The following is a 7,754-nucleotide window of genomic DNA, read 5'->3' as shown; positions in this document are numbered from 1 at the left end:
CTTTTTTTAACAGCGACACGTCCTCGCGCAGTCGCTGGTTCTCCCGCTCCAACTCGCGGATGCGTTGCTGCTCCGGTGTCAGCGGCTTGCCTTGCCCGGGTTGGCCGGCCTGCTCGGCATCGTACTGGGCCAGCCAGCGGCGTACCGCACTATTGACCAGATCCTGGTCGCGGCACACTTGGCCGATGCTCAGGCCTTGCTCTCGGATCATCTTGACGACTTCAAGCTTGAAGCTGCTGTCGAATTTTCTACGTGCGCGTGATGCCATGTCTTGCTAAGTCCTCGTTGGGGATGATCATCCCCTATCGAGGTGTCCACGAGAAGTAGACCACTACACAGCCTAGCCCGCGCCGCAGCCGCGTAGGGTGGATGACGGCGTAGCCTCATCCACGCGTGGGGGCCGGCAACGCCTGGCCAGCCGGTCCGCTGCCATGCCCGCCGCCCCGCGTGGAAAACGCTTCGCGGTTTTCCACCCTACGAAGTTTCCCTCGGCGAGGCCGGCGGTTCGGGGTTGTCGTGCGGGAACAGCTGGGTGCCGCAGCGGCTGCAGAACGCGGCGTTCGGCTCGTGCAGCAGCTTCTCGCAGGTCGGGCAGGGGTGCTGCAGCGTGTCGCTGCGCATGGCGTTGGCCAGCTCCGCGGTGAAGATGCCGGTCGGCACCGCGATGATGGAATAACCGGTGATCATCACCACCGTGGCCAGGGCCTTGCCGAGCGGCGTGTGCGGGACGATGTCGCCGAAGCCGACGGTGGTCAGGGTGACCACCGCCCAGTAGATGCTCATGGGGATGCTGGTGAAGCCGTTCGGCGGGCCTTCGATCACGTACATCAGCGTCCCGTAGACGACGATCAGCGTGGTGACGCTGAGCAGGAAGACGATGATCTTCTGCTTGCTGCCGCGCAGGGCGACGAGCAGGAAGTTGGCCTGGCTGAGGTAGGGGGTGAGCTTGAGCACGCGGAAGATGCGCAGCATACGGACCACGCGCACCACCATCAGGTACTGGCTCTCCGGCACCAGCAGGGCGAGGAAGGCCGGCAGGATCGACAGCAGGTCCACCGCGCCGTAGAAGCTGAAGATGTACTTGCGCGGCTCCGGGTGCGTGTAGATGCGCAGGCCGTACTCGACGGCGAAGATGGCGGTGAAGGCCCACTCCAAGCCGGTCAGCAGCGAGCCGTACTGCTCGTTCACGTTGGCCACGCTGTCGAGCATCACCACCACCAGGCTGGCGAAGATGATCAGCAGCAGCCAGGTATCGAAGCGCTTTCCTTCGCGGGTGTTGGTGAAAAAGATGATCACGTACAGGCGTTCACGCCAGCCCATACCCTGCAGTTTGCTGTCCATCGGTCCTCGTACCTGCTTCCATCCCGCCGCCTGCGGGGACAAACACGTAACACAGTTCGCCCGCCGTACTCCACCTATGCGCGCTTTGCCTGTTGGCGGCGGCCGGCGTAGTCTTGACCCAAGAAACAAGACCGGCCGGCGCGGAGCCTGAGCCTCATGGCACGGTCTGATGAGCGTGAGCCCGTCGTTGGAGAGCAACATGTCCGATTCCAGCCTGGTCGATCCGTTCGGCCGGCGCATCACCTATCTGCGTCTCTCGGTGACCGACCGCTGTGATTTTCGCTGCACCTACTGCATGAGCGAAGACATGGTGTTCGCCCCGCGCGCGCAGATCCTCACGCTCGAGGAACTGTACGCGGTGGCCGACGCCTTCATCGGCCTGGGCGTCAGGCGCATCCGCGTGACCGGCGGCGAGCCGCTGGTGCGCAAGGGCGTGCTCGGCCTGCTGGCCAGGCTCGGCGCGCGGCCGGAGCTCGAGGACCTGGCGATCACCACCAACGGCTCGCAACTGCCGACGATGGCCGGGGACCTGCGCCAGGCGGGCGTGAAGCGTCTGAACGTGAGCCTGGATTCGCTGCGCCGCGAGCGCTTCGCCGAACTGACCCGGCGTGACCGCCTCGACCAGGTACTGGACGGCATCGAGGCCGCGCGGCGGGCCGGCTTCAAGGGCATCAAGCTCAACAGCGTGGTGCAGAAGGGGCGCAACGACGACGAGGTGCTCGATCTGGTCGAATTCGCCGTCGACAAGGGGCTGGACATCAGCTTCATCGAGGAGATGCCGCTCGGCAGCGTCTCCAGCCACCAGCGCGAGGTGACCTTCTGCTCCAGCGAGGAAGTGCGCCAGCGCATCGAGCAGCGCCACGAACTGGTTCGCAGCAATCACGTCACCGGCGGGCCCTCGCGCTACTGGCAGGTCGCCGGGACCGATACCCGCATCGGCTTCATCTCGCCGCACAGCAACAACTTCTGCGGCAGCTGCAACCGCGTGCGCGTCACCGCCGAGGGCAAGCTGGTGCTCTGCCTCGGCCATGAAGGCGCGCTCGATCTCAAGAGCCTGATGCGCCGCTACCCGGGCGACACCGAGCGGCTGCGCCAGGCACTGGTCGACGCCCTGCAGCTCAAGCCGGAACGTCACCACTTCCGCACCGACGAGCAGGTCCAGGTGGTGCGCTTCATGAGCATGACTGGCGGCTGAGGATCGGCGCTCGTCGTAGGAGCAAGCTCTGCTTGCGACCGCTCTCCTTGCGGCCCCTGGTGTGCGAACAAGCCGTAGGTCGGGGTCGAGGCGCGAATGGCCTGAGGGTCGCAGGCAGAGCCTGCTCCTACGGGTGTCCGTCATGGCGTTGGCCCTCGGCCGCGTGCAGGCCCGGTTCGCGACCAGGGTCGCTCCTGTGAAAGCGGGTGCCACGCGAGGCCCGCGGTCTTGACCGCGAACGATGCCGCCGGTCGCAGGCAGAGCCTGCTCCTACAAGTGCTCGCCGAAGCTCCAGGCACCGGGCTTTTCCCTTCTCCCCGCGGGAGAAGGTGGCCGCAGGCCGGATGAGGGGCTGGTACACAGGCCCTCACCCCAGCCCTCTCCCGGAGGGAGAGGGGGTTGGAATCCACACACGCGGACCCCAGCCAGGGCTCCCGCCCGCGCGGCGTGGTAAACTCCGCGCCCGCACGCCCGATATGACATGTGACAGATGCATCCGGCTCTCAACCTTCACGCCGAACGCTGACAGCCAGGACGGCACTCATGCGACTCAAAAGCATCAAGCTTGCAGGCTTCAAGTCCTTCGTCGACCCGACCACCGTGAGCTTCCCGAGCAACATGGCGGCGGTGGTCGGCCCCAACGGCTGCGGCAAGTCGAACATCATCGACGCCGTGCGCTGGGTCATGGGCGAAAGCTCGGCGAAGAACCTGCGCGGCGAGTCGATGACCGACGTCATCTTCAACGGCTCGAACACCCGCAAGCCCGTCACCCAGGCCAGCATCGAGCTGGTCTTCGACAACAGCGACGGCTCGCTGACCGGCGAGTACGCGGCCTACGCGGAGATCTCCATCCGCCGCCGGGTCACCCGCGAGGGGCAGAACACCTACTTCCTCAATGGCGTGAAGTGCCGACGCCGCGACATTACCGACATCTTCCTCGGCACCGGCCTGGGGCCGCGCAGCTACTCGATCATCGAGCAGGGCATGATCTCGCGGCTGATCGAGGCCAAGCCGGAAGACCTGCGGCACTTCATCGAAGAGGCGGCCGGGATCTCCAAATACAAGGAGCGTCGCCGCGAGACCGAGAACCGGATTCGCCGCACCCAGGAGAACCTCGCCCGCCTGACCGACCTGCGCGAGGAGCTGGAGCGCCAGCTCGAACGCCTGCAGCGCCAGGCACAGGCCGCCGAGAAATACCAGGAATTCAAGGCCGAGGAGCGTCAGCTGAAGGCCCAACTGACCGCCCTGCGCTGGCAGCAGCTGAACGCCCAGGTGGGCCAGCGCGAGCAGGTGATCGGCGACCAGGAAGTGGCCTTCGAGGCCCTGGTCGCCGAACAGCGCAATGCCGATGCCAGCATCGAGCGCCTGCGCGACGGTCACCACGAGCTTTCCGAGACCTTCAACCAGGTGCAGGGGCGCTTTTACTCCGTGGGCGGCGACATCGCCCGCGTCGAGCAGAGCATCCAGCACGGCCAGCAGCGCCTGCGCCAGCTGCAGGACGACCTGCGCGAGGCGGAGCGGGCGCGGCTGGAAACTGAATCGCACCTGGGTCATGACCGCACGCTGCTCGCCACGCTCGGCGAGGAGCTGGCGATGCTCGAGCCCGAGCAGGCCGAAGCCGGTGCTGCCGCCGAGGAAGCGGCAGCGACGCTGGAAGAGGCCGAGGCGGCGATGCACGCCTGGCAGGAACAGTGGGACGCCTTCAACCAGGCCAGCGCCGAGCCGCGCCGCCTGGCCGAGGTGCAGCAGTCGCGCATCCAGCAGCTGGAGCAGAGCCTGGAGCGCCTGAGCGAGCGTCAGCGGCGCCTGGAAGACGAGCGCACGCTGCTGGCGGAAAGCCCGGAAGACGATGCCATCGCCGAACTGAGCGAAGCGCTGGCGGCGAGCGAGCTGGCGCTCGAAGAACAGGGCGTGGAGGAGGCGGCCGCCGCCGAACGTATCGAGGAGGTACGGCAGCAGTTGCAGCAGGCGACCGGCGAGCAGCAGGCCGTGCAGGGCGAACTGCAGCGGCTGCAGGGCCGCATCGCTTCGCTGGAAGCCCTTCAGCAGGCGGCGCTGGACCCCGGCACCGGCGTCTCCGGCTGGCTGCGCGAGCAGCACCTCGAGCAGCTGCCGCGTCTGGCCGAAACGCTCCGGGTGGAGTCCGGCTGGGAGCTGGCGGTGGAGACGGTGCTCGGCGCGGACCTGCAGGCGCCTCTGCTCGACGATTTCGCCGGTCCTGCCTTCGATTCGCTGGAAAACGGCGAACTGCGCCTGGTGAGCCCTTCGATGGCCTGTGCGCGGGTGGCTGGCAGCCTGTTGGACAAGGTGACCTGCGCCCACGACCTGTCGGCCTGGCTCGGCCGGGTGCGTCCGGTCGAGTCGCTCGACGAGGCGCTGGCCGGTCGCGGCGTCCTCGGCGAAGGCGAATCGCTGGTCAGCCGGGACGGCTACTGGGTCGGCCGCCACTTCCTGCGCGTGCGCAGGGCGGCCGAGGCGGAGGCCGGCGTGCTCGCCCGTGGCCAGGCGCTCGAGGCGCTGCTCGTCGAGCAGGAGGAAAAGAGCACGAGGCTGCAGGCGCTTGAGGCAGACGTGGTCGCCCTGCGCGAACGCCAGCGGTCGCTGGAAGAGCAGCGCGAGAGGCTGCGTCGGCAGGTGCAGGACGAGTCGCGGCGCCAGGGCGAGCTGAAGGCACAGCTGTCGGCGCGGCAGGCCAAGGTGGAGCAGCTGACGCTGCGGCGTCGACGGCTCGACGAGGAGCTCGCGGAGCTCGGCGAACAACGGGCGATCGAGGTCGAGCAGCTCGGCGAGTCGCGGCTGCAGCTGCAGGATGCGCTGGACGCCATGGAGCAAGCCACCGAGCGACGCGAGGCGCTGCTCGGCGAGCGCGAGCGGATTCGCGAGCGCCTCGACGGCATTCGTCAGGACGCCCGCCAGCACAAGGACCGCGCCCACCAGCTGGCGCTGCGGGTCGGCTCCTTGCGCGCTCAGCACGATTCCACCCGCCAGGCGCTGGAGCGGCTCGAGCTGCAGTTCGAGCGTGCCGTGGAGCGCCGCGAACAGCTGTCGCTCAACCTGGAGGAGGGCGAGGCGCCGCTCGAGGAACTGCGCCTCAAGCTCGAGGAACTGCTCGAACGGCGTATGGGCGTGGAAGAGGAGCTGCGCCTGGCGCGGCTGGCCTTGGAAGATGCCGATCGCGCGCTGCGCGACGCGGAAAAGCGCCGAACCCAGGCCGAACAGCAGGCGCAGCTGCTGCGCGGCCAGCTCGAGCAGCAGCGCATGGACTGGCAGGCGCTCAGCGTGCGCCGCAAGGCCCTGCAGGACCAGTTGCACGAGGACGGCTACGACCTGCACGGGGTGATCGCCAGCCTGCCGGCCGAGGCCGGCGAGCGCGAGTGGGAGGAGCGCCTGGAGCAGCTCGCCGCACGCATCCAGCGGCTCGGGCCGATCAACCTGGCGGCGATCGACGAGTACCAGCAGCAGTCCGAGCGCAAGCGCTACCTGGACGCGCAGAACGACGATCTGGTCGAAGCGCTGGAAACCCTGGAAAACGTCATTCGCAAGATCGACCGGGAGACGCGCAACCGTTTCAAGGACACCTTCGACCAGATCAACGCCGGGCTGCAGGCCCTGTTTCCCAAGGTGTTCGGCGGCGGCAGCGCCTACCTGGAACTTACCGGCGAAGATCTACTCGATACCGGGGTGGCGATCATGGCGCGGCCGCCGGGCAAGAAGAACAGCACCATCCACCTGCTGTCCGGCGGCGAGAAGGCGCTCACCGCGCTGGCGCTGGTGTTCGCCATCTTCCAGCTCAATCCCGCCCCGTTCTGCATGCTCGACGAAGTCGATGCACCGCTGGATGACGCCAACGTCGGGCGCTATGCCCGGCTGGTCAAGGAAATGTCGGAGAAGGTCCAATTCATCTATATCACCCACAACAAGATCGCCATGGAAATGGCCGATCAGCTGATGGGCGTGACCATGCACGAGCCCGGCTGCTCGCGCCTGGTGGCGGTGGACGTGGAGCAGGCGGTGGCGCTGGCCGAAGCCTGAGTTCGCTCGCCCGGCCGAGGGTGCTCGTTCGGTGGGCTGAAGCCCACCCTACGGATTGCCCGTCCTGTATGTAGGGTGGGCTTCAGTCCTGTAGGGTGGGCTTCAGCCCACCGTAGGCACGCCTGCGGGGGCGGTACAAACCTGTCGCCCGGCATGCTAGCTTAGGCGCAATTTTTTGGGCGCGACCGGCTCGCCTGGCGGAGCGGTTGGCCACATCAATCAACGGATCGAGAGGTCAAGGCATTAATGGATATCGGTCTGCGCGAATGGCTGATCGTCATCGGCATCCTGGTCATCGCCGGCATTCTGTTCGACGGCTGGCGGCGCATGCGCGGCAGCAAGGGCAAGCTCAAGTTCAAGCTCGACCGCAGTTTTGCCGAAACCCCGGATGAAGAAGGAGGCCCCACCGAGATCCTCGGCCCGGCCCGCGTGATCGCTCGTTCCCCACAGGAACCCTCGCTGGACGAAGAAGAGCTGCCGTCGCTTTCTGCCAAGGAGCCGGCCAAGCGCCGTGGCGTCGAGCCTCGCCAGGGCGACCTCAACCTGAGCGTCGACGAGCCCGTCGCCGCGGAAGTGCTCGACGAAGAGGAAGCCGAACCCGGCGCCCCGCGCGAGCTGCCGCCGGTGGAAGAGGTGCTGGTGATCAACGTGATTTCCCGCGACCCGAACGGTTTCCGCGGACCGGCGCTGCTGCAGAACATCCTCGAGAGCGGATTGCGCTTCGGCGAGATGGACATCTTCCATCGTCACGAGAGCATGGCCGGCAACGGCGAGGTGCTGTTCTCCATGGCCAACGCGGTCAAGCCCGGCACCTTCGATCTGGACGACATCGATCATTTCACCACGCCGGCGGTGAGCTTCTTCCTCGGCCTGCCGGGCCCGCGCCATCCGAAGCAGGCCTTCGACGTCATGGTCGCGGCGGCGCGCAAGCTGGCCTCCGAGCTCAACGGCGAGCTCAAGGACGACCAGCGCAGCGTGCTCACGGCGCAGACCATCGAGCATTACCGCCAGCGCATCGTGGAATTCGAGCGCCGGCAGATGACGCTCAAGCGCTGATCCATCGGCCTCCCTCATCCGGCCCTCCGGGCCACCTTCTCCCGCAGGGAGAAGGGAGCGGGCATGGCGCGGCCTGCGGCATCCTCCGCGGGAGGCGCGCCCCCGCGGCGCCCGGCAGGCCCGCCTGCCC

The 7,754-nt window shown here is 67.3% G+C and carries 5 protein-coding genes; 3 read left to right on the top strand and 2 right to left on the bottom strand.

Translation table 11 applies throughout. From position 1 onward, the window contains the following. Both H610_RS0122815 and H610_RS24460 read right to left on the bottom strand, forming a co-directional pair. A partial coding sequence (locus H610_RS0122815) for a transposase (protein WP_028241824.1) occupies nucleotides 1-268 on the bottom strand: 268 nt, incomplete at its 3' end. A 206-nt stretch (nucleotides 269-474) separates the two neighbouring features. Further along, entirely contained in the window at nucleotides 475-1,341 is an 867-nt protein-coding gene (locus H610_RS24460) for an ion transporter (protein WP_051231946.1), read from the bottom strand. 199 nt (nucleotides 1,342-1,540) lie between these two features. Here H610_RS24460 and moaA point away from each other — a divergent pair, with 199 nt between their 5' ends. The 3 genes from moaA (at nucleotide 1,541) to zipA (ending at nucleotide 7,624) form a co-directional block, all read left to right on the top strand. Continuing rightward, the gene (gene moaA, locus H610_RS0122805; RefSeq protein WP_028241823.1) at nucleotides 1,541-2,536 is read left to right on the top strand and encodes a GTP 3',8-cyclase MoaA; all 996 of its coding nucleotides are present in this window, start codon (nucleotides 1,541-1,543) and stop codon (nucleotides 2,534-2,536) included. A 543-nt stretch (nucleotides 2,537-3,079) separates the two neighbouring features. Next, nucleotides 3,080-6,568, top strand: coding sequence for a chromosome segregation protein SMC (gene smc / locus H610_RS0122800; protein WP_028241822.1), 3,489 nt, complete (start codon nucleotides 3,080-3,082; stop codon nucleotides 6,566-6,568). Between the two features lie 246 nt (nucleotides 6,569-6,814). Beyond that, the gene (gene zipA, locus H610_RS0122795; RefSeq protein ID WP_028241821.1) at nucleotides 6,815-7,624 is read left to right on the top strand and encodes a cell division protein ZipA; all 810 of its coding nucleotides are present in this window, start codon (nucleotides 6,815-6,817) and stop codon (nucleotides 7,622-7,624) included. Nucleotides 7,625-7,754: the final 130 nt, after the last annotated feature.

The organism is Stutzerimonas azotifigens DSM 17556, from assembly GCF_000425625.1.
Classification (GTDB): Bacteria; Pseudomonadota; Gammaproteobacteria; order Pseudomonadales; family Pseudomonadaceae; genus Stutzerimonas; species Stutzerimonas azotifigens.
This window is presented reverse-complemented; position numbering and strand designations above follow the sequence as displayed.